Genomic DNA, 19,264 nt, shown 5'->3' on the forward strand with positions numbered 1-19,264 from the left:
TCAAACTTCCTCCTTCATGTTGTCTATCATACAGTGTACTAGACCAAAGGATATTATACAATAAAATCAAAACGATTTCTTTACCTTCTAAACAAATTTTCTTTCTTTAATCGGCTTTAGCCAGCCGCATCGCTGATGATCAAGATCAATGGCAATGAAAGAAGACTCTGTCTTCCTCAGCACTTCAAAAAATATCGTCTCTGCTTCGTAATTTCCATTGGCCTTCAACACTAAACAATATCCTTGAATTTCTAATTTTGCCGTACTTCGTTTCCCTATTTCTAAATAGTATGTTCCATTATTTGTATAAAAATCCTTATTATTTTCTAAATATTGTGTGACAAAAAGATGTATCTTTAGTTCTTGGATCGGTTTCAGAATAAAATCGATCTGTTTTTCTAAAATCTTTTTATATTCTCCAATTGCCTCTTTATAGTCTTTAAACAGTTGATAGACCATCCGTTCTTTTCCGAAGTAATGGGAGGCAAACTCATCATCAATTAAATAAAGTTGATATGTTCTCACCCTAATCCTCCTCTAATCTACCCTTTCCTATATTATAAGGAATCAGAGCTAAAGAGGATGTCTGTTTCTGTCAAAAAACTAGCCTATTTTTGTCGAATTCAAAATATTAACACGATTATCACATTTACTTTACATGTATAATCAGGTAGAATCCCAAATTATTTATTTCTTATTCACCTAATGATCTAATTTATGCTTGTAAAAAATTTTACACAACCGGCTTAAAATGAGCTAAAATTATGTTAAAATACGAAGTTTGTTTTCAAGATATAAAATAATGCGAACAGTAATTAAAGGGAGAGACATTCATGCTGCAGCAGATTAATAAAAAACTTGAAAAAATGATGCCTTTTATTACGCCTACCGGTGTTATACTAGGTATTCTGTTTTCCTATTATATAAAGGATTTTTCATTTTTAGTTCCATGGCTTTTTGCTTTTATGACGTTTGAGGGCAGCTTGAGCATGAGTTTTCGTTCCATAACCGGGGCAGTTACACATCCCCTTCCCGTCATCATTGCACTAACCTTTCTCCACATTGGAATGCCGCTTTGGGCTTGGTCAGTTGGTCATATCACATTTAATGGGGATGCACTAACCATTACAGGATTCATACTAGGTATGGCCATTCCAACAGGAGTTACAAGCTTTATTTGGGTTTCAATGAAAAAAGGGAACTCGGCTTTAACGCTTGCCATTATTCTGATCGATTCCTTAATCGCTCCATTTATTGTTCCTTTCAGTTTATCCATTTTGGTTGGGCAAAAAGTGGATTTAGACGTATTCAATATGATGAAAGGTCTCTTTTTTATGATCGTTCTTCCATCCATTGCCGGGATGCTTTTAAATGAGATGACTAAAGGAAAAGTAAAAGAAATTTGGAAACCAAGATTGTCTCCAATTTCAAAGATTTTTCTTGGTCTTGTCGTTATGCTGAACGGAGCAGTAGTAGCACCCTATATAATGGAAATGCATCTAAAACTGCTTTTTATTATTCTAGTTGTCTTATTTATTTCGGCTACAGGTTATTTATTCGCCTTCTTATTAAGCAAGCTATTGCATTATGATAAAGAAACAACCATCACTTTAACCTTCTCAGGAGGGATGAGAAATATTAGTGCTGGTGCGGTAATTGCTATGGCTTACTTCCCGTCCGCTGTCATCATTCCGGTTGTTGTGGCAATGCTTTTTCAACAAATCCTGGCTTCCCTATTTGGAGCGTTTTTAGATAAGCATTATTCATACGAAAAAGTAGAAGAAAAGACTAGAATGACTATATAGTTTATTATCCAGATAAAGCAAAACGAGGAGATTATTGGAGATCTCCTCGTTTTGCTTTATTAATAAATATTGAAATTGATTTAAAATTAAAGAGCTTTTACTTTTGCAACGACATTTTCTACTGTAAATCCATACTCTTCTATGATCTTTTCACCCGGTGCAGATGCCCCAAACTGATCAATGGCAAGAACATCTCCTTCATCACCGGCATAACGGTGCCAGCCTAGAGAGGATCCCATTTCTATGGCTAATCTCTTCTTAACAGATTTCGGAATCACACTTTCCTTATATTCCTTGGACTGTGATTCAAATCGATCCCATGATGGCATGCTTACAACAGAAGCATATATACCTTCAGTTTCCAATGCTTTTTGCGCTTCAATCGCAAGATTTACTTCTGAACCAGAAGCAAGCAATAATACATCTGCTGTTTCCTTATTAGCAGGTGATACAACATATGCACCTTTTGCTACGCCGTCATAGGCAGCCTGCGCAGACCCTTTTATTGTTGGTAGGTCTTGTCTTGTTAGAACAAGTGCAGTTGGTTTATCCGTTGATTCAATCGCCAGTCTCCATGCAGCAGCAGTTTCGTTGCCATCAGCCGGACGGATGACAGAAAGATTTGGCATTGCACGTAAAGCTGCTAATTGTTCAACAGGTTCATGTGTTGGACCATCTTCTCCTACTGCAATACTATCATGAGTAAATACATATGTGACAGGCAAAGACATTAGGGCAGCTAAGCGGATAGCTGGGCGTAAATAATCAGAGAATACAAAGAATGTACCACCGAATACCTTCAAGCCGCCATGGAGAGCCATACCATTCAAGGCAGCACCCATTGCAAATTCACGCACACCAAACCAAATATTTCTGCCTTCATAAGAACCAGGTAAGAAGTCAGCTGTTCCTTTGATCAATGTTTTATTAGAACCTGCAAGGTCAGCAGAGCCGCCAAATAGAGAAGGGAGATTTTTAGCAATGCCATTCAACGCTTCACCTGATGATGCACGGCTAGCAAGAGCTTTTCCTTCTTCGTATACAGGAAGATCTTTATGCCAGCCTTCAGGTAATTCATTATTGATTGCTTGTTCGAGCTCTTTTCCTAATTCAGGGAAATCATTTTTATATTGCGCGAACAGTTCATTCCATTCTTTTTCTTTTTTCTCACCCTGCTCAAGAATTAACTTTTTAAATTGATCGTAAACTTCTTGAGGAACATGGAAATCCTCTTCAAATGTCCAGTTGTATGCTTCTTTCGTTAATTTAATTTCTTCTGATCCAAGTGGAGAACCGTGGGAAGCAGATTTACCAGATTTATTAGGTGAACCGTAACCAATTACTGTACGAACTTCAATTAATGTTGGTCTCGTTTCATCCTTTTTCGCTTCTTCTAACGCATTTGCAATTTCTGTTAAATCGTTACCATCTTCAACACGTAGGTATTGCCATCCATATGCTTTAAAACGATTTTCAACACTTTCTGAGAAGGATTGGTTTAAATCACCATCAAGTGAAATATCATTTGAATCATATAGAACAACTAGTCGGCCTAACTTGAGGTGACCTGCTAACGAAGCTGCTTCTGCAGAAACACCTTCCATTAGATCTCCATCACCACAAATACCGTATGTATAATGATCTACCACTTTATAATTGTCCTTATTATAGACTTCAGCTAAGTGTCTTTCAGCCATTGCCATACCAACGCCCATGGCAATCCCTTGACCTAACGGACCTGTTGTTGCGTCAACGCCAGAAGTATGTCCATATTCAGGGTGACCTGGTGTTTTACTTCCCCATTGACGGAACTCTTTTAAATCCTCCATACTTACATCATAACCTGATAAATGAAGTAAGCTATACAATAACATTGAACCATGACCAGCTGAAAGAACAAAGCGATCACGGTTGAACCACTTAGGATTTTTAGGATTATGATTCATAAAACGGCTCCATAATGTATAAGCCATTGGTGCAGCTCCCATAGGCATACCTGGATGACCAGAATTAGCTTTCTCAATTGCATCAATTGATAATGTTCGAATTGACGCAATCGCTAAGGAATCGACTTGATCAAACATGAAAAAAACATCCTTTCCAATATGTATTGAATAGTAATACTTTTAAGTATCTCCATTCGCTAATTTACTACGCTTTTAATATTATAGGGAGAAGGTTTTTTATTCAACAAATTCTGTAAAAAAAACTTTATTTTTACATGGTTTCCCGCAGTTTTTAATAAACGGGCAATGTAATGCGATATCACTAATATTGAATTACTTACATATTATTTCCTTAATAAAAGATCTTATGTAAAAAAAAGAGCTAACTTTGTTCGTGATTCTGCTCATGATAAATCACTAGTCAAAGTTAGCTCCTTTTATTAATGTAGATTTTTGCGTTGTATTTTTTTTAGTTTTTCTGGTGTTACATCGTTTCCATTTGGATCTATGACCGTGACAGATTTTAATGTATTTAGCATTGATGAACGAAATGTTTGCAGGTATTCACCACGAAGTTTGGATTGCTCCTTTGCTTCTAGTTCTGTTAACCCTGTTTCTTTTGCTTTTTTAGCTAATTCATTAATCCGCGCTAATTTTTCTTTCGAAAGCATGTTGTCCTCCTTACTGAGTACTAATCATCTCTAATCAATAGGATACAAGACATCGTACTAAAATCAAGTCTTTTTGACAACTATTTTGCCCTTTCTTCTTTTTCGTCCATATATTCCTGGTATCTTCGATGAACAGTTGCTTTTGAAATAGAAAAACCAAATCCCTTTAATGTTGCAGTAATTTCAGAAAATGTGAGACCGTTATTTCGCAAGCGAATAATCTCCTCAATTGGTGCAGAAATCTTCTCCCTTCCCGCATTTTTTCCTTGATTTTTTAGATTATTTTGCGGTTTATAACCATTATTTATCGCTCTGTTCATGCCTCGTTTTATTTTAACATTATGTAATTTTCTCTGGTATTCCTCTACCATGCCGACAATTTTTAAAACCATTGAATCGGAATCGGAAAGCTGTAGTTCTCCGTTATGTGAAATGCTGTAAAGTTTAACCCCTTCTTTTAAAATGCAGTGTAGCAGCGCAATTTTTGCATTTCCTCTTCCCAATCTTGTTTCGTCTTGAATTAATACTGCTGAAGCTTGTTTATCGCTTATTAGAGATAGCAGCTCTATGATTCCATCCCTATCTAAATCATATCCGCTTGCCTGCTCTTTAATCACTTTAATAACGTCAAAGTGATTCTTCTTTGCCAATTCCAATAATTCTATTTCTTGACGTTGAAGTGACGTTTCCTGCGCTTCTTTATCAGTACTTACTCTGCAGTAAACGATCGCTCTCATTTTCTCTCACCCTGTCATTCTCTTTATTTACTAGCTAAATCTTGAGTTTCATTCAATTCAATATTTCCTGCCTTTATCGGAATGATGATATTTTCACCTGAAAATATGTGATCACCAGAAATACCATTATACTGCTCAACCCATTTAATAAATTCCATTTCTGACAACCCATGTTGTCCTTCGTATTTCTGTGATATCTCCCACAATGATTCGCCTGCTGATACTGTTATTGTTACATAATGATCAGGTGAAGATGGTAAATTTATCTTTAGAACTACTAAGGATAGCATACTTAAAACAACTAGAATAATAGCATATGAATAATTTCCCCACAATTTTTTCATGTTCAGCACCTCATTTTTCGAATGTACGTTCTGTTTATAGGTTCATTATAGTACGAACATTTGTTTTATGTCAACGTTTTTTAGAACTTATGTTTGTATGCTATCACATTTCGTGTTATTATTAGTATAATAAGAAAATAATAAGGGGTGATAAAGATGGCAAAACTATCAAAACGTCAACAAGATATCCTCGAATTTATTAAGAATGAAGTAAAACTAAAAGGCTATCCACCTTCTGTCAGAGAAATTGGCGAAGCAGTTGGACTAGCATCCAGCTCAACTGTTCACGGTCATTTAGCGCGTCTTGAAACTAAAGGTCTTATAAGAAGAGATCCGACTAAACCAAGAGCAATTGAAATTCTCGATATAGATGAAGAGGCAAATATTCCAAAGAGTAAAGTGATTAATGTGCCAATCGTCGGGAAAGTAACTGCAGGACAACCGATTACAGCGATTGAAAATGTAGAAGAGTTTTTCCCGCTGCCCGAAAGCCTTGCGCCTTCTGATGAACAATTATTTATGCTTGAAGTTATGGGTGATAGTATGATCGAGGCGGGTATACTTGATGGAGATTATGTTATTGTGAGACAGCAAAGTACTGCAAATAATGGTGATATTGTAGTTGCAATGACAGAAGAAGACGAAGCTACAGTAAAACGTTTCTTTAAAGAAAAGGATTACTTTAGACTACAACCAGAAAATTCTGCCCTAGATCCTATTATTCTTAAAACGGTTTCAATTTTAGGAAAAGTTATTGGTGTATACCGTCATATCCATTGATTGTTAAGCAACTAAAAAGGCGTAAGTTTCCCTACTTAAAAAAGCAAAGAATCTTACGCCCATCCATTTCAATGTATTTTCTTATTTAAACCAGCCTTTTTCTCTTGACCTCTTAATCGCCTCAATCCGATTCTTAACTTCCAATTTGTCTAAAATGGTAGAAATGTAGTTTCGCACTGTTCCTGACTTTATGCGAAGCTCGTCAGCTATCTCTTTCGTATTTTTCCCATCTGCAACTAGCTCTAACACTTCTTTTTCTCTTTCGGTTAATGGATTTTCTTCACTATAAAAATCATCCATTAATTCTGGTGCATATACCCTTTTTCCCGCCATAACACTGCGAATGGTATTTGCCAGCTCTTCACTTGGGCTATCCTTTAAGAGATAGCCGCTTACACCTGCTTTTAAGGCACGCTGAAAATATCCCGTACGGGCAAACGTTGTTAGTATTATCACTTTACATCCAAGACCATTTAACTCTTCTGCAGCCTCAAGTCCGCTTTTAATTGGCATTTCAATATCCATAATGCATACGTCCGGTTTATATTTATGTACGAGAGAAATCGCTTGTTCGCCATTGCTTGATTTCCCTACTACTTCCATATCTTCTTCTAAATTTAGTAACGAGCCTAGAGCGCCTAACATCATTTGCTGGTCTTCAGCGATAACGATACGAATCATTCATTTACACCTCCACCTATTCGTTTTGTTTAACCACATTTGGCACTTTAATGATTAAGGTCATTCCTTGATTTGATTCTATTTCCAATGAGCCATTTACAAACTCTAATCTTTCCTTCATGCCTAAGATTCCATTTCCTTTATCATTTAGATTTTCGTCCGCAATTCCAATTCCATCATCACTTATAGTAATGACGATTTCCTTGCTGGATTGCTGAAAGGAAATGCAGCAAATAGAGGCTTTGCTGTGTTTTACTACATTCGTTACTGCTTCCTTTAAGCACATACTTAAAATATTTTCTAGAAATAACGAAACGTTGGACAAAGTGTTTTCTCCCTCGAGCTTTAAATTAATTTCAGCAGCATCGAGTAATTGTTTTATATGGATGATTTCTTCTTTAAGCCTTGTACCACGCATATTCGATACCATTTTTCGAACTTCATTTAAGGCTGTTCTTGCAGTTTGTTGAATATCTTTTAATTCAGCTCGTGCTTGTGATGGATCTTTATCAATAATTTTTCTTGCCAAATCACTTTTTAATCCAATCAGTGAGAGCTTTTGACCTAATGTGTCATGGAGATCACGTGCAATTCGTTGCCGTTCCTCTTGAACAATTAGATCTGATATTCTTTTATTGGCAAAGGCAAGCTGTGTTTCTAATTGCTCACGTCTCTTTCGATTGTATATACTAAATGGCATTAATATCACACTAATCCAGATAATAACGATAAACGGCAATTGCTTTAAGAAAAGCTCATCTTGAATAATAAAATTATAATTGATTGCTACTGTTGAACTTACCAAATGAATCACATAAAAGGTAATATAGGCTACTTTATTTTGGAAATTTCCAATCAAATAAGCAAGGAAAAATGCAAAATAGACATACCCTAAAAAACTTGTCATCGTAATGGAAATGACAATAAGTAAACTAGTCCATAAATATTTAACCCAGCCTTTTGAAACAAAGGCAAATCGATAGGAAATAAAAAAGAAAATCGATAATACAATACCTGTTACAATTTCTGCTACTGATGACCATTGAAATATAAAATAAAACGGTAATACAGCGAAGAGAGCCCATATATATGGGGATACTCCCGTGCTGCTGTAAAAGAACTGAAATTTTTTTTTCATTCAGGAACCTCTTTATATAGGATAGCTATATCATAACAAAAGAAATGAAGGAAGTCTTAAAAAAGGTCCTTTTACTCCCCTAATTTATGAAATAAACAAAAAAGTGGAATACAAAAAACCTCGCCGTATAGAGCGGCAAGGCTTTTTTTATTAATAAACAGACATATACTGTTCTCTTTCCCAAGGATGTACCTGCGTACGGAACATATCCCATTCAATTTCTTTTGCTTCAATAAAGTGTTCAAAAATATGCCCACCGAGTGCCGAAACAATAACTTCATTTGATTTTAAAATTTCAATTGCTTGAGCTAATGTTGCAGGAAGATCAGTAATCCCTTCTGCAAGACGCTCTTCTTTATCCATTGCATATATGTTGCGGTCAACTGGTGCTGGAGGAGTTAATTTATTTTTCACTCCGTCAAGACCAGCTATTAATAGAACAGCCAATGCTAAATAAGGGTTTGCAGCTGGATCTACACTACGTACTTCAACACGTGTACTTAATCCGCGGGAAGCCGGAATACGAACTAATGGTGAACGATTGCTTGTTGACCACGCAACATAGCATGGAGCTTCATATCCAGGAACTAGACGTTTATAAGAGTTTACTGTCGGGTTTGTAATTGCAGTGAATGATTCAGCATGTTTCACAATACCGGCAATAAATTGACGAGCAGTATCACTTAACTCTAAGTCAGCCTTTGGATCATAGAATACATTTTCACCCTTATTAAATAAAGATAAATTACAGTGCATACCAGACCCAGCAAGACCAAATAATGGTTTTGGCATAAATGTCGCATGCAATCCATGTTTACGGGCAATTGTTTTTACAACTAATTTAAATGTTTGGATATTGTCACAAGCTGTAATTGCATCCGCATATTTAAAGTCAATTTCGTGTTGCCCTGGAGCAACCTCATGGTGTGAGGCTTCGATTTCAAAGCCCATCTCTTCAAGCTCAAGAACAATATCACGACGGCAGTTTTCGCCAAGATCTGTAGGAGCTAAGTCAAAGTAACCGCCACTATCATTTAATTCTAGTGTTGGTTCACCTTTTTCATCAAGCTTGAATAAGAAGAATTCCGGCTCAGGTCCGAGGTTGAAATCAGTGAATCCAAGTTCTTCCATTTCCTTCAAAACTCTCTTGAGGTTATTACGCGGGTCCCCTGCAAAAGGTGTTCCATCTGCATTGTAAATATCACAGATAAAACGAGCAACTTTCCCCTTCTCAGCTGTCCAAGGGAAAACTACGAAAGTATCTAGATCCGGATATAAATACATATCTGATTCTTCAATCCGTACAAATCCTTCAATTGAAGAGCCGTCAAACATCATTTTATTTTCAATGGCTTTTTCAAGCTGGCTGATTGGAATTTCTACGTTTTTAATAACTCCTAAAATATCCGTAAATTGAAGACGGATATATTTAACGTTTTGTTCTGTGCACATGCGTCTAATATCATCTTTTGTATACTTTGCCATAATGATCATTTCCTCCCTGATGCTTTCTGCAATTTACATATGACTAACCTCTTTTAACGTTGAATCAGTAAGATGTTATCATAAATAACTTTTGTCTCAATCTTACTTTTTAATCATTCTAGTGAAAAAAGCGGTACATATCTCCTTGACGTAATGTTGGTCGATTGAAGCGGCCAGCATTTGTTAATTCTTTTCTGAGCAGCTTTCTTATTTCGTCATTTGTAAGCTCTCGCTTATCTTTTAATGCTTGTTTTTGCAACTCATGTTCAATTGATTGTTCTTCTTTAACGGCAAAAATTTGTTTTATTCCTGCCAGGTTAACACCTTGGTCAATTAAATCTTTAATTTCCAATAAGGTGTCGATATCATTCAAGGAATAGAGTCGGCGATTTCCTTCACTTCTTTCAGGGTGTACTAACCCGTGTTCCTCATAATAGCGAATTTGCCGAGCGGTTAGATCAGTAAGCTGCATCACAGTCCCCATTGGAAATAGCGGCATTGAGCGACGAATTTGACTTCCTGTCATTGGCTTTCCTCATTTCCTCTCTCTTTAAGTTCTTGATATTAGTATATGTCGCGTAAGAAAAGTTGTCAATATAATGTTAGAATTACTCACATAGGAATATCAACTTTTTTCTGATTTAATTATTAGATTGATATCCATAAAGCATACTTTTAATTAACGTTGCCCGACAGTATGTAATATCAAAGAATAGAGACTTGCACTCTTCCATTATCCTTCCATATACTATCGTAGTTTTGATATGGAGGGACAATATATGTTTCCTATTCACTATCCTTATTATAGAGATCAAAGACAAACAAAGAAATTGCTCAAAGATCTTGAGAAGGCGATTGATGGTGAATTTAGCGCCATCCAGCGCTATGCAAACATTGCCCAATTGGCACGTACCGACAAAGAACGAAAACAAATTCTTGAAATTCGCAAAGATGAACAAAAGCATTATAAACAATTTGTTCATCTTTATACACAATTAACTGGGAAGCAGCCACAGCCAAAGATAACGGAAGAATGTCCTAACTCTTATCGCAAAGGCATTGAATTCGCTTTACGCGATGAGCAGAATACAGTTGATTTTTATTTAGATATCGCAGATGAAAGCAATCATCCATATATAAAAGAAGTTTTTCGGCGTGCCGCTGCTGACGAACAAAATCATGCCGTCTGGTTCTTATATTTCTTAGTAAATCTTAATTGGCTTCGCTCTTAGTAAGTTTGTCAAAGACTATATAATCAAGAGAAAAAAGGAAGAACCAATGCTTCGATTCTTCCTTTCTATCTCATTTTTCACTCTAACATTATGCTCTATCCAATTGAAGCAATCCTTTTTCAAGGAGTGAATTTAAGGCGATGCAAATAGCCATTTTCACATGTGAATAGGTTAATCCGCCTTGAACATAGGCTACATAGGGTGGTCTAGTTGGACCGTCAGCAGTGAGTTCAATGCTTGCCCCTTGAATAAACGTACCGGCAGCCATGATAACATCATCTTCATATCCAGGCATATAAGATGGATATGGTGTGACATGCGAATTGACAGGTGATGCAAATTGAATGGCCTGGCAAAAAGCAACCATTTTATCACGATCATCAAACTGAACGGATTGAATCAAGTCAGTCCGCTTACTGTCCCATGTTGGATTCGAATTCATCCCTAAACGTTCAAGCATGGCCGCAGTAAATACGGCTCCCTTTAAAGCTTGCCCTACAACATGTGGAGCAAGAAAAAAGCCTTGATACATTTCCAGTAGGCTGTATAACGAGGCACCCGCCTCAGCACCAATACCCGGTGAAGTCAACCGGTACGAGCAAGCTTCAACCCATTTTTGTTTTCCAACAATATAACCACCGGTTTTAACTAAACCTCCCCCGGGATTTTTTATCAGAGAACCCGCCATTAAATCTGCTCCAACATGACAAGGTTCCATATCTTCGACAAATTCTCCATAACAGTTATCAACAAACACAACCACTTCAGAATTAATTTCCTTCACAAATCGGATCATTTCTTCAATTTCAGCAATGGTGAAGGATGGCCGTGTTGCATAGCCTTTCGAACGTTGAATTCCTATCATTTTTGTATTTGCCTTCATGGCTTTTGCAACAGCCTCGAAATCTACCCTGCCATTTTCACATAAAGCAACACTTTGATATGTAATGCCAAATTCCTTTAAAGAACCAGATCCATTTCCCCGTAAACCAACTATTTCCTCGAGGGTATCGTATGGTTTTCCTGTTATGTATAAAAGTTCATCCCCTGGTCTTAGTACACCGAATAAAGCGATTGAAATTGCGTGGGTTCCAGAAATAATCTGCGGTCTGACCAACCCTGCTTCAGCACCAAATACATCCGCATAAATTTTTTCAAGTGTATCTCTCCCGTAATCATCATAGCCATAGCCTGTTGATGGGATAAAATGAGAATCGCTGACTTTATTCTGTTGAAAACTTTTTAACACGCGAAATTGATTTTGATCCATTCTTTCATCTATTTCTGTATGAATGGATTTAATTTGCTGCTCCACTTCTTCTACAAGCGGCTTTAATACTTCCCCAAATGTTAATGATTGAAACATGTCTTTCCCCTATCTATTTACAGTATATTTTTGCAGCTGTCCAACGATTGGATGATCGGCTAACGAATATCCTTTACAGACATACCATTGGTTGTCTTCGTCAAATGTCAATTCTCTTAGAATCGTTTCATTTTTTAATTGTGACAGCAATTTCCCTTCAGTTGAAGGTACTTCTACATGATAATAATTCATCATGCTGATCATTTTGTTTTCAATTGCTTGTTTTAATAACAAACGATCTTTTTCATCTAACGCACTAATTTGAATCGATTCATTCTTCGCAGAAGGTACAAAGTCTTGATGCTGGACATCTTTTTTATTATACACTGTAATCTGTGGAATTTGTCCTTGATCTAGTTCTTCTAACAGTTCATTAACGGTTTTTTCATGCTGAAAATGATCAGGATTAGAAGAGTCTACTACATGAAGAATGAGATCTCCTTCTTTTACTTCTTCAAGTGTTGAACGAAATGCAGCAATCAGGCTTGTCGGTAAATCTTGAATAAACCCTACTGTATCAGTCATTAGAACTGTAAAACCACTCGGTAAAATACACCTTCTTGTCATCGGATCTAGCGTTGCAAACAACTGATTTTCTTCAAGCGAAGCAGCTTCTGTCAATCGGTTGAACAGCGTTGATTTCCCTGCATTTGTATATCCGACAATCGCAACCTGAAAGGCCCGGTTTTTCTTACGTCTTTCACGGTACCGCTCGCGATGCTGAACAATACCTTTTAGCTGTGTTTCAATATCATGAATTCGATTCCGAATGTGGCGGCGATCGGCTTCAAGTTTCGTTTCCCCAGGGCCTCTAGTACCGATTCCGGCACCAAGCCTAGATAGCTGCGTTCCTTGCCCGCCAAGACGAGGCAGTAAATACTGCAATTGAGCCAATTCCACTTGTAATTTTCCTTCTTTTGACCTTGCCCTTTGTGCAAAAATATCAAGGATTAATTGTGTTCGGTCAATAATTCTTGCTTCAATCTGTGCGGCGAGGTTCCGAACCTGACTTGGTGATAATTCATCGTTAAAAATGACTAAATTAACTTCCAGTTCTTCAACTAGTGCTTTTAATTCTTCGACTTTTCCTCTTCCAATATATGTCGCATTATCTACTCGCACTCTTTTTTGGGTTAATTGAGACAAAACCTTTCCATTAGCAGTTTCAGTTAATGATGCTAATTCTTCCATTGAATATTGGAATGGCAAATCATCCTCTGTTGTCTGGCAGCCAACAAGAATTACTTTTTCCTGTTCTGTTTTTTGCTCCACCATAACCCCTTCTTTCTGCTTTTTTTTAATCATACCAAATATCAAAAACAAACACTAATTACCATTTATTTTATAGAGAACAGAAGTTAAGTATGTTTAATAAAGTAGTTTTTTAAGAAACGAATATATTCCGTTTTTATTTATAAATAAGAATTTTCTCATAGATTCCAACAAAAATTTTAGTATAATAGAACCATAAAAAACCATTAAATATAAGGATTTTCTACCCTTTTCTACTATTACATGGGGGATCAATCATGAATGTTTTAAATGAATACGAGTTGCAACCATACATATATGAATCAGCCGACGTTTGTGTATGGGAGATGTCTCTCAAAACTCATAAAATAACCTATTTGTCTCCTTCAATTGAATTAATATCATGGCTTCCTTCCGGCGCACTCATACAATCCCCTTCACTCTGGCTGAATCTGATTTACCCAGAAGATATTGAAACCGTTACTAAAATGTAAAGAGAATTATTGAATAGAAAACCTAACCTGTATGAATATCGCATTATATGTCCTGATGGCGAATTGCGCTGGCTGATGATTCAAACATTTATTAAAAGTTTAATGCGGATGAATTTAAACAATATAGTATGGTTCCACTAATGAATCAATTAAAGTTTGAATATAATAAAGAGCTATTGTTACCAGACTGCAGTTTTATTAAAATCACTGATCTTGCCCAATTCTTTCATCACTAGATAGGAATGATTAATATGAAAGATAAGTAAAATAAGCTTGTTGTATTATGACTGGCTATTTTTACTTATCTTTTATTTTTTGATTTACAATTAATGTTTTTAGCCGTAGTATAAACACATAAAATTTATAGGTCTACTCTCGGAAGAAGCATATATTTTATTATTACTAGGAGATAACCATGAATAAATCAAAAATCCATCTAGATCCCCCAAAAGTTCTTGTATTGGGTTTTCTAACCGTCATACTGATCGGTGCAGTATTACTGACCCTGCCAATTGCAACGGAGGATCAAAAAGGTCTCTCATTTTTAAATGCATTATTTACTTCTACATCGGCTACCTGCGTGACAGGACTCGTTGTAGTAGATACCGGGGATACCTTTTCATTATTCGGAGAATTGGTCATATTAATCCTTATACAAATTGGCGGGTTGGGGTTTATGACCTTCGCGACCTTAATTTTTTTATTGCTTGGTAAAAAAATATCTCTAAAAGAAAGACTGGTGCTAAAGGAAGCTTTTAACAACCTATCTCTTGCTGGTGTTGTACAATTAGTTAGAAGACTATTCATTTTCACAGCTTTATTTGAAATTGCCGGCGGGCTTATTTTAGGGATTCGTTTTTCATTTGATATGCCAATAGGAAAAGCTTTTTATTATGGTTTTTTTCATGCAATATCTAATTTTAATAATGCTGGTTTTGATTTAATGGGGGAATTTCGAAGTCTGACTCCTTATGTAGAGGATCCAATAGTCGTATTAACAGTATGTTCGTTAATTACGATTGGTGGATTAGGCTTTATCGTTTTGAATGAACTTTTTGATTACCGTAAGACGCATCGTTTATCTGTTCATACAAAAATCGTCTTGATGACAACTTTAATTCTCACAACTGGGTCGACTATTTTGATCTTTATATTTGAGTTTGGAAATCCTAAAACATTAGGGCCGCTTTCAGAAATCGGAAAAGTATTAGGCTCGTTGTATCAAGCTGTTACACCACGGACGGCCGGTTCTAATACATTGCCAATTGGTGATTTAACACATTCCACATTATTTCTCATCACTTTTCTCATGTTTATTGGCGGCGGCTCAGGCTCCACTGCCGGAGGTATTAAAATTACGACCTTTGCAGTTTTATTGGCAACCGTATGGTCCCAAATAAAAGGGAAAGAAGACGTTGTTTTATTTAAACGCAGAATTGTTACTGAAACGATCTTAAAATCTATGACAGTAGCTGTTAGCGGTATGAGTATTGTTATTGTGATTACGATGATGCTAAGTATTACAGAACGGCAGGGTCTTGATTTTATGTATTACTTATTTGAAGCAGCTTCTGCTTTTGGTACTGTTGGGCTATCTATGGGTTTAACACCAGAGCTTTCGTCGATTGGCCGCATACTCATTGTTTTTACAATGTTTGCCGGAAGATTAGGACCATTAACTGTTGCTTTTGCGATTGCTAAAAGACGTAATCCAGATGCTTTCCGTCATCCTAAAGGAAATATTATGATTGGGTAAACTACGCGATAGGAAGTGTTCAATTAAATGCCTGTAAAAAAACAATATGCCGTGATCGGTCTAGGGAGATTTGGAACTAGTGTAGCCCGTAAACTTCATGAAGCTGGGCAAGAGGTATTAGGAATAGATGTAATTGAGGAACGAGTGGAAGATGCTGAACCATATGTAACCCACGCCGTGGTAGCTGATTCAACGGAGGAAAAGGCTCTTTCCTCTATTGGCATCAGAAATTTTGATTGTGTCATTGTCGCAATTGGAAATGATATGCAAGCAAGTATTTTAACCGTTTCAATCCTTAAGGAAATGGGAATAAAAAAAATCATTACAAAGGCAATTGGAAAGCGCCACGGCAAGGTATTAGAAAAGGTTGGAGCTGATTGGATTATTTATCCGGAAAGAGATATGGGCGAACGTGTAGCGAATCAGTTACTTTCTCCTAATATGTTAAACTATATTGAACTATCACAAGAGCATAGTATTGAGGAAATCATGATTCCGTCAAAAATGGCTGAAAAGAATTTGCGGGAGCTTGATATTCGTGCAAAATATCAGGTTAGCGTCATAGCAATTGTTAGAGGAAAAGAAATTATCATTTCCCCCTCTCCTGATCAGCTTCTTTACGAAAAGGATATATTAGTCATGATCGGCAGAAGAGAGGATCTGGCCAAATTCGCTAACATTGAATAATAATTGAAATTTCACATGTATCTTTCTACTGAATAAAAACAGCCTGCCAGCTTTTAGTATATTGGCAGGCTTTTCATATTTTTCAGGTACAGATGAATGTACCTATTTAGACAGAAGCGGTCGACCGTTCTGCCAAAAAACAGTAACCTTTAAATCAAAGAACTCAGAAAGTTGCTGGCTGGAAATCATATCCTTTGTATTCCCTGAAGAAAACACCTCTCCCCTTTTTAGTAACAATGTCTTGTTAAACACAGGCAAAATTTCTTCAATATGATGTGTTACATAGATCATTGTAGGAGAATTTGAATTGACAGCAATCGTTTGAATCGTCTCAAGTAACTGTTCCCGTGCAATAAAGTCTAACCCATTGGTTGGCTCATCAAAAATGAGCAATTCAGGCTCGCCCATCAAAGCTCGTCCAATAAGAACCCGCTGTTTCTCCCCTTGAGATAATGTATTGTAATTACGGTTTGCGTATTCATAGCAGCCTAACTGCTTCAATAGATCAATCGCCTTTTCTCTCATTTCCTCTGTCGGTCTTTCATAAAGACCGATTGATGCAAACGCACCACTTAATACAATTTCAAAAGCATTATCATTAGAATGCAGTTTCTCTTGAAGAGCGGAAGAAACAAAGCCAATCTTTTTACGAAGCTCTTCACCTAGATATGTCTTGCCAAATTCCTTGTCAAGAACTGTTAAATTACCGCTAGAAGGAAAGTAAAAGGCATTTAACATATTCAAAATAGCTGTTTTCCCAGAACCATTTAATCCAAATAAAACCCAATGCTCCCCCTTTTTTATGTCCCAATTTACGTTTTGTAAAATCCACGAACCGTCTCTTTTTAATGAAACATTCTCCATATGTAAAATCATTAAGTCTTCTCCCCCTTTATCTCTTTATTTTACATTTATTTGTGTCTAATTTAGTAGTGAAATGTATTTTATGTAGGGAATTCAAAAGATCATCCGCGATTTTAATCTATTTCATCAAGAAAATCTAAAAAGTTTTCCTCTGAAATTACCTTGATCCCATTTCTTTTTAAGAGTGCTGCTGTTACACCATTTCCTTTTATTTTTGTACCATTAAATTTTCCACTATAAATCATCGTGCTTCCACAGGATGGACTCCGTTCTTTTAATACAACAATGGAAGCATCCGCTTCTTTCGCAATTTTCAATGTATCATAAGCCCCTTTAAGAAATTGAGCCGTTACATCCTTTCCGCTATTTGTTACTACTTTCGCCGTGCCATCCAATACATCATTACCATCACCGCCAACTATTTCAGCTGGCTCTCTTGGGATTGATAATCCTCCAAGTACTTCCGGGCAAACTGGGATTGCTTTTTGTTCGTCGAACAACTTTTTAATTTTCAAATTCACATTATTAGAACCGTTATATTTTACATCAAATCCGGCAAAACAAGCACTCACTAATATCATTTTATCACCTTCAATTTAATCTGTTATTATACAGGTTTTTAATGTCCAATTATCATACTCTATTTATTATAGTGTTTTAACATGAGAAAAAGAATGAGAGTAATGGAAAGTTAGTAAGCAGAACAAAATAAAACCCCGTTGTTTTTTATAAAAAACAAACAGGGCTGGGTGTGACATCGCTATCTTTTTTATCCGTTGACATCCTATACTCCTAACTGGCACACTTACTGAATTCAGTAAGCTGATCCTCTGTTAATTGTTTAATAAATTGATGATAATTCATCGACTCCATTCCATACTTTTCACATATAGAACGATAATGGTCATATGCTTTTTGATACATTTCCATGTTCCGACCTCCTTTTGTTATATAACAGTTTATATTTGTTATTAATAATATATAACAGAAAACCAAAAAGTGTCAATGTTATTTTTAAAATTATCAACCAATTTGTGAAAACAGGTTACATGAACTATAAACCGATCATGTATTTTTATGATCATGCATTCGAATAATCAATTTTCCAAATCTCTCTGCAAATGGCAGCACTAGTAAAGAGCAAATCACATTAAACAGAACACTGATATGCGCAAGCTGCACATCCGCTGATGAAGCAAGCTGCATCCCCCAATTTGAAAGGATCCCGATAAACGGAAAGAATACGGCTACTCCAATAACATTGAGCCAAATATGAGCATAGGCCGTTAACTTTGCTTCCCTTCCACTGCCAATAGCAGCTAATAACGCATCCACACATGTACCAATATTTGAACCAAGCAAAATGGCTATACCAGTGTCTATCTCGATTGCACCATGAGATAAGAACCCCATAATAATTCCTGTTGTGGCAGTACTTGATTGAATAATTCCTGTAATAACAGCTCCAGCCAGCACACTCAAAAGATAACTGTCTTTTAATGAAAGTAAAAATCGATCTATAAAACCAATTTCCTTTAATGGTCCGGCTAAATACTCAAATCCCCCCATCGCTGTAAACAAAAATGAAATTCCTAATAAAACAACTCCAATACTTTGTGGTTTCTTTTTCCTCGTAAACAAGAATAGTATGGCCAACCCCATTATGGGTAAAATAAATCTTTGTATATCAAATGTGATCAGTTCAGCTGTAAAGGTTGTACCAATATTGGTACCCAAAATTATTCCTATGGATTGAGGAAACGTAAGCATTTTTGATGCAATCAAACCGATTGTAATGATCATGACAGCTGAGCTGCTTTGCAAAATGCATGTAACGATAATCCCGGCGATAAGACCCTTCCAAGGAACATCGGTTATTTTTGTTAACCATAATTTCAACGAATCGCCAGATAAAATAAGTAGCCCTTTCCTTAACAGGGACATCCCGAAAATAAAGAGGCAAATCAATAAAATAAATATAAACAGTACCAAGCCCCCACCCCCTACAATCATCATATGGGTTGGCT

At 36.4% G+C, this 19,264-nt stretch carries 21 protein-coding genes; 6 read left to right on the top strand and 15 right to left on the bottom strand.

The window, feature by feature from the left end; all coding sequences use genetic code 11:
* Positions 1-87: 87 nt before the first annotated feature.
* Entirely contained in the window at positions 88-525 is a 438-nt protein-coding gene (sirA, locus tag R4Z09_RS16095) for a sporulation inhibitor of replication protein SirA (RefSeq protein ID WP_338447766.1), read from the bottom strand.
* 308 nt (positions 526-833) lie between these two features.
* On the opposite strand from sirA, the gene R4Z09_RS16100 reads away from it, so the two are divergent.
* Complete coding sequence (locus R4Z09_RS16100) at positions 834-1,805, top strand: bile acid:sodium symporter family protein (RefSeq protein ID WP_338447767.1); 972 nt, start codon at positions 834-836, stop codon at positions 1,803-1,805.
* Between the two features lie 86 nt (positions 1,806-1,891).
* On the opposite strand, the gene tkt is transcribed toward R4Z09_RS16100, so the two are convergent.
* From tkt to yneA, 4 genes are all read right to left on the bottom strand, one after another.
* Positions 1,892-3,889 carry a transketolase gene (tkt, locus tag R4Z09_RS16105; RefSeq protein ID WP_338447768.1) on the bottom strand — a complete coding sequence of 666 codons (1,998 nt, stop codon included), beginning with the start codon at positions 3,887-3,889 and terminating at the stop codon, positions 1,892-1,894.
* A 302-nt stretch (positions 3,890-4,191) separates the two neighbouring features.
* Positions 4,192-4,422 (bottom strand): DUF896 domain-containing protein, encoded by a 231-nt coding sequence (locus R4Z09_RS16110; RefSeq protein ID WP_338447769.1) that lies wholly within the window; start codon positions 4,420-4,422, stop codon positions 4,192-4,194.
* An 80-nt stretch (positions 4,423-4,502) separates the two neighbouring features.
* Complete coding sequence (locus R4Z09_RS16115) at positions 4,503-5,159, bottom strand: YneB family resolvase-like protein (RefSeq protein ID WP_338447770.1); 657 nt, start codon at positions 5,157-5,159, stop codon at positions 4,503-4,505.
* A 23-nt stretch (positions 5,160-5,182) separates the two neighbouring features.
* Positions 5,183-5,503, bottom strand: coding sequence for a cell division suppressor protein YneA (gene yneA, locus R4Z09_RS16120; RefSeq protein WP_338447771.1), 321 nt, complete (start codon positions 5,501-5,503; stop codon positions 5,183-5,185).
* A gap of 156 nt (positions 5,504-5,659) precedes the next feature.
* On the opposite strand from yneA, the gene lexA reads away from it, so the two are divergent.
* Positions 5,660-6,283, top strand: coding sequence for a transcriptional repressor LexA (gene lexA, locus R4Z09_RS16125; RefSeq protein ID WP_338447772.1), 624 nt, complete (start codon positions 5,660-5,662; stop codon positions 6,281-6,283).
* A gap of 81 nt (positions 6,284-6,364) precedes the next feature.
* Here lexA and R4Z09_RS16130 read toward each other — a convergent pair whose 3' ends face one another.
* The 4 genes from R4Z09_RS16130 to R4Z09_RS16145 all read right to left on the bottom strand — a co-directional run bounded on the left by R4Z09_RS16130 (position 6,365) and on the right by R4Z09_RS16145 (position 10,113).
* On the bottom strand, positions 6,365-6,964 hold the full coding sequence (locus R4Z09_RS16130; protein ID WP_338447773.1) for a response regulator transcription factor: 600 nt from the start codon (positions 6,962-6,964) through the stop codon (positions 6,365-6,367).
* A gap of 16 nt (positions 6,965-6,980) precedes the next feature.
* Entirely contained in the window at positions 6,981-8,102 is a 1,122-nt protein-coding gene (locus tag R4Z09_RS16135) for a sensor histidine kinase (RefSeq protein ID WP_338447774.1), read from the bottom strand.
* Positions 8,103-8,252: 150 nt separating this feature from the next.
* The gene (gene glnA, locus R4Z09_RS16140; protein WP_338447775.1) at positions 8,253-9,587 is read right to left on the bottom strand and encodes a type I glutamate--ammonia ligase; all 1,335 of its coding nucleotides are present in this window, start codon (positions 9,585-9,587) and stop codon (positions 8,253-8,255) included.
* 118 nt (positions 9,588-9,705) lie between these two features.
* Positions 9,706-10,113 (bottom strand): MerR family transcriptional regulator, encoded by a 408-nt coding sequence (locus R4Z09_RS16145; RefSeq protein ID WP_338447776.1) that lies wholly within the window; start codon positions 10,111-10,113, stop codon positions 9,706-9,708.
* Positions 10,114-10,366: 253 nt separating this feature from the next.
* On the opposite strand from R4Z09_RS16145, the gene R4Z09_RS16150 reads away from it, so the two are divergent.
* The gene (locus R4Z09_RS16150) at positions 10,367-10,819 is read left to right on the top strand and encodes a ferritin-like domain-containing protein (protein ID WP_338447777.1); all 453 of its coding nucleotides are present in this window, start codon (positions 10,367-10,369) and stop codon (positions 10,817-10,819) included.
* Positions 10,820-10,907: 88 nt separating this feature from the next.
* Here R4Z09_RS16150 and R4Z09_RS16155 read toward each other — a convergent pair whose 3' ends face one another.
* Positions 10,908-12,185 carry a methionine gamma-lyase family protein gene (locus R4Z09_RS16155; RefSeq protein ID WP_338447778.1) on the bottom strand — a complete coding sequence of 426 codons (1,278 nt, stop codon included), beginning with the start codon at positions 12,183-12,185 and terminating at the stop codon, positions 10,908-10,910.
* 9 nt (positions 12,186-12,194) lie between these two features.
* On the bottom strand, positions 12,195-13,460 hold the full coding sequence (hflX, locus tag R4Z09_RS16160) for a GTPase HflX (RefSeq protein WP_338447779.1): 1,266 nt from the start codon (positions 13,458-13,460) through the stop codon (positions 12,195-12,197).
* A gap of 254 nt (positions 13,461-13,714) precedes the next feature.
* Here hflX and R4Z09_RS16165 point away from each other — a divergent pair, with 254 nt between their 5' ends.
* The 3 genes from R4Z09_RS16165 to R4Z09_RS16175 all read left to right on the top strand — a co-directional run bounded on the left by R4Z09_RS16165 (position 13,715) and on the right by R4Z09_RS16175 (position 16,373).
* Entirely contained in the window at positions 13,715-13,930 is a 216-nt protein-coding gene (locus R4Z09_RS16165) for a hypothetical protein (protein ID WP_338447780.1), read from the top strand.
* A 415-nt stretch (positions 13,931-14,345) separates the two neighbouring features.
* On the top strand, positions 14,346-15,686 hold the full coding sequence (locus R4Z09_RS16170) for a TrkH family potassium uptake protein (protein ID WP_338447781.1): 1,341 nt from the start codon (positions 14,346-14,348) through the stop codon (positions 15,684-15,686).
* A gap of 27 nt (positions 15,687-15,713) precedes the next feature.
* The gene (locus R4Z09_RS16175) at positions 15,714-16,373 is read left to right on the top strand and encodes a TrkA family potassium uptake protein (protein WP_338447782.1); all 660 of its coding nucleotides are present in this window, start codon (positions 15,714-15,716) and stop codon (positions 16,371-16,373) included.
* A gap of 102 nt (positions 16,374-16,475) precedes the next feature.
* Here the strand turns inward: R4Z09_RS16175 and R4Z09_RS16180 are convergent, their stop codons facing one another.
* From R4Z09_RS16180 to R4Z09_RS16195, 4 genes are all read right to left on the bottom strand, one after another.
* The gene (locus R4Z09_RS16180; RefSeq protein WP_338447783.1) at positions 16,476-17,249 is read right to left on the bottom strand and encodes an ABC transporter ATP-binding protein; all 774 of its coding nucleotides are present in this window, start codon (positions 17,247-17,249) and stop codon (positions 16,476-16,478) included.
* 101 nt (positions 17,250-17,350) lie between these two features.
* The gene (locus tag R4Z09_RS16185; protein ID WP_338447784.1) at positions 17,351-17,818 is read right to left on the bottom strand and encodes a DUF523 domain-containing protein; all 468 of its coding nucleotides are present in this window, start codon (positions 17,816-17,818) and stop codon (positions 17,351-17,353) included.
* Between the two features lie 211 nt (positions 17,819-18,029).
* A complete protein-coding gene (locus R4Z09_RS16190) occupies positions 18,030-18,167 on the bottom strand; it encodes a hypothetical protein (RefSeq protein WP_338447785.1) in 138 nt (45 codons plus the stop codon).
* A 135-nt stretch (positions 18,168-18,302) separates the two neighbouring features.
* The gene (locus tag R4Z09_RS16195) at positions 18,303-19,229 is read right to left on the bottom strand and encodes a Na/Pi symporter (RefSeq protein ID WP_338447786.1); all 927 of its coding nucleotides are present in this window, start codon (positions 19,227-19,229) and stop codon (positions 18,303-18,305) included.
* Between the last annotated feature and the right edge of the window lie 35 nt (positions 19,230-19,264).

This window comes from Niallia oryzisoli (assembly GCF_036670025.1).
GTDB classification, from domain to species: Bacteria; Bacillota; Bacilli; order Bacillales; family Cytobacillaceae; genus Bacillus_BD; species Bacillus_BD oryzisoli.

Bases quoted from the DNA above. Each gene is read 5' to 3' on its own strand.
- glnA (WP_338447775.1), bottom strand. From the start codon at position 9,587: ATGGCAAAGTATACAAAAGATGATATTAGACGCATGTGCACAGAACAA.
- R4Z09_RS16150 (WP_338447777.1), top strand. From the start codon at position 10,367: ATGTTTCCTATTCACTATCCTTATTATAGAGATCAAAGACAAACAAAG.
- R4Z09_RS16100 (WP_338447767.1), top strand. From the start codon at position 834: ATGCTGCAGCAGATTAATAAAAAACTTGAAAAAATGATGCCTTTTATT.
- hflX (WP_338447779.1), bottom strand. From the start codon at position 13,460: ATGGTGGAGCAAAAAACAGAACAGGAAAAAGTAATTCTTGTTGGCTGC.
- tkt (WP_338447768.1), bottom strand. From the start codon at position 3,889: ATGTTTGATCAAGTCGATTCCTTAGCGATTGCGTCAATTCGAACATTA.
- R4Z09_RS16130 (WP_338447773.1), bottom strand. From the start codon at position 6,964: ATGATTCGTATCGTTATCGCTGAAGACCAGCAAATGATGTTAGGCGCT.
- R4Z09_RS16185 (WP_338447784.1), bottom strand. From the start codon at position 17,818: ATGATATTAGTGAGTGCTTGTTTTGCCGGATTTGATGTAAAATATAAC.
- R4Z09_RS16175 (WP_338447782.1), top strand. From the start codon at position 15,714: ATGCCTGTAAAAAAACAATATGCCGTGATCGGTCTAGGGAGATTTGGA.
- yneA (WP_338447771.1), bottom strand. From the start codon at position 5,503: ATGAAAAAATTGTGGGGAAATTATTCATATGCTATTATTCTAGTTGTT.
- R4Z09_RS16170 (WP_338447781.1), top strand. From the start codon at position 14,346: ATGAATAAATCAAAAATCCATCTAGATCCCCCAAAAGTTCTTGTATTG.
- R4Z09_RS16190 (WP_338447785.1), bottom strand. From the start codon at position 18,167: ATGGAAATGTATCAAAAAGCATATGACCATTATCGTTCTATATGTGAA.
- R4Z09_RS16110 (WP_338447769.1), bottom strand. From the start codon at position 4,422: ATGCTTTCGAAAGAAAAATTAGCGCGGATTAATGAATTAGCTAAAAAA.
- R4Z09_RS16145 (WP_338447776.1), bottom strand. From the start codon at position 10,113: ATGACAGGAAGTCAAATTCGTCGCTCAATGCCGCTATTTCCAATGGGG.
- R4Z09_RS16180 (WP_338447783.1), bottom strand. From the start codon at position 17,249: ATGATTTTACATATGGAGAATGTTTCATTAAAAAGAGACGGTTCGTGG.
- lexA (WP_338447772.1), top strand. From the start codon at position 5,660: ATGGCAAAACTATCAAAACGTCAACAAGATATCCTCGAATTTATTAAG.
- R4Z09_RS16135 (WP_338447774.1), bottom strand. From the start codon at position 8,102: ATGAAAAAAAAATTTCAGTTCTTTTACAGCAGCACGGGAGTATCCCCA.
- R4Z09_RS16165 (WP_338447780.1), top strand. From the start codon at position 13,715: ATGAATGTTTTAAATGAATACGAGTTGCAACCATACATATATGAATCA.
- R4Z09_RS16155 (WP_338447778.1), bottom strand. From the start codon at position 12,185: ATGTTTCAATCATTAACATTTGGGGAAGTATTAAAGCCGCTTGTAGAA.
- R4Z09_RS16115 (WP_338447770.1), bottom strand. From the start codon at position 5,159: ATGAGAGCGATCGTTTACTGCAGAGTAAGTACTGATAAAGAAGCGCAG.